Origin of the sequence: Collinsella aerofaciens, from assembly GCF_039752985.1 — a bacterium.
Classification (GTDB): Bacteria; Actinomycetota; Coriobacteriia; order Coriobacteriales; family Coriobacteriaceae; genus Collinsella; species Collinsella aerofaciens_BT.
Genome location: NZ_JBDMHA010000127.1, coordinates 1 through 1,987 on the forward strand (window position 1 = coordinate 1; position 1,987 = coordinate 1,987).

Below are 1,987 nucleotides of genomic sequence, written 5' to 3' on the forward strand. Positions count from 1 at the left end.
GCTTGGGAGTATGAATGTCCCACAAGGGTCTTCAGGGATAGAAAAAACGTTTCATCATTGTTGGCTTTAGGTGAATAACTGACCAACCAGAACGGTAAAATAGTGCTTGTCTGAGCGTTGAGACGTTCAGACATCGCGCATTGTCATCGCCGGCAACGCGCAAAACGGTCCTAACGGAGCCAATCGGGTGCTCCGTTATATACGCAAGTCTAAGAGGGGCTTGTTTAGGAGGCACAGTATGGGACGTTTTACCAATCCTCGCGATCTGTACTTTGGTGAGGGCGCTCGCCACGAGGTGAAGAACCTCAAGGGCAAGAAGGCCATCATCGTTTCTGGCGGCAGCTCTATGCGCCGCGGCGGGTTCCTGCAGGACGTTGAGGCCGACCTTAAGGAAGGCGGTTTCGAGGTCAAGCTGTTCGAGGGCGTCGAGTCCGATCCGTCCATCGAGACGGTCATGAAGGGCGCCGAGGCCATGCGCGAGTTCGAGCCCGACTGGATTATCGCCATCGGCGGCGGCTCGCCCATCGATGCCGCTAAGGCCATGTGGGTCTTCTACGAGTATCCCGAGGAGTCCTTCGATAACATCATCCAGCCGTTCAGCTTCCCCGAGCTGCGTCAGAAGGCTCACTTCTGCGCCATTTCCTCCACCTCCGGTACCGCTACCGAGGTTACTGCCTTCTCCGTCATTACCGACTACGCCAAGGGCATCAAGTACCCGCTGGCCGACTTCAACATCACCCCTGATGTCGCCATCGTCGACCCCGAGCTCACCTACACCATGCCCGCCAAGCTGTGCGCTCATACCGGCATGGACGCTCTGACCCACTGCATGGAGGCCTACGTTTCCACCTGCGCCTCTATGTTCACCGACGCCAACGCTCTGCACGGCATCCGCGAGATCGTCGAGTGGCTGCCCAAGTCCTATGCTGGCGACCATGAGGCCCGTCAGCACATGCACGAGGCTCAGTGCATCGCCGGTATCGCCTTCTCCTCGGGCCTGCTGGGCATCGTTCACTCCATGGCTCACAAGACCGGTGCTGCCTTCGAGAACGGTCACATCATCCACGGTGCTGCTAACGCCATGTACCTGGGCAAGGTCATCCAGTGGAACTCCAAGGACCCGCGTGCTGCCGAGCGTTATGCTTACGTGGCCAAGGAGATCCTGCACCTTCCCGGCGAGACCAACGAGGAGCTCATCGCTGCGCTCGTCCAGAAGATTCGCGACCTCAACGACCAGCTCAACATTCCGCAGTCCATCAAGGATTACGCGAATGGTGGCGTGAAGGTCGACGCCGAGAACCCGCAGATGGTCTCCGAGGAGGAGTTCCTCGCGAAGCTCCCCGAGATCGCCGCGAACGCCGAGCAGGACGCCTGCACGCCGGAGAACCCGCGTGAGACCAAGGCTGCCGACTTCGAGAAGATCCTCAAGGCCTGCTACTACGACACCGACATCGATTTCTAATCGACTCTTGTTATCGTAACGAGGGGCTCCGCACGTATCTGTACGGAGTCCCTTTCTTTTTTTAGAGAATGGGATAGTTATGGCTGCAATTTTCAATAGCCCCAGCAAGTACATCCAGGGCCCGGACGAGCTGGCCAAGCTCGGCTCTTACGTTGAGCCGCTCGGCGCTAAGGCCCTCGTCATCGTGACGCCTTCGGGCAAGAAGCGCGTCGGCACCAAGATCGAGGGCGGTTTTGCCGAGGCTAAGGCCGAGCTGCTGTTTGAGGACTTTAACGGCGAGTGCTCCAAGGGCGAGGTCGATCGCCTGGTTGCGCTCGCCCGCGACAACGGTTGCGACATCATCGTCGGCGTCGGTGGCGGCAAGATCCTCGACACCGCCAAGGCCGTCGCCTATTACCTGGAGTCCCCGGTTATCATTTGTCCCACCATTGCTTCGACCGACGCCCCGTGTTCGGCGCTTTCGGTGCTCTATACCGATGACGGCCAGTTCGACAAGTACCTCTTCCTGAAGGCAAACCCCAACAT

At 58.7% G+C, this 1,987-nt stretch carries 2 protein-coding genes; both read left to right on the forward strand.

What is annotated here, in order from left to right; all coding sequences use genetic code 11:
* The first annotated feature begins 238 nt into the window (after positions 1-238).
* Positions 239-1,462, forward strand: coding sequence for an iron-containing alcohol dehydrogenase (locus tag ABHR76_RS09955; RefSeq protein ID WP_035136916.1), 1,224 nt, complete (start codon positions 239-241; stop codon positions 1,460-1,462).
* Between the two features lie 79 nt (positions 1,463-1,541).
* A partial coding sequence (locus tag ABHR76_RS09960; RefSeq protein WP_346977640.1) for an iron-containing alcohol dehydrogenase occupies positions 1,542-1,987 on the forward strand: 446 nt, incomplete at its 3' end.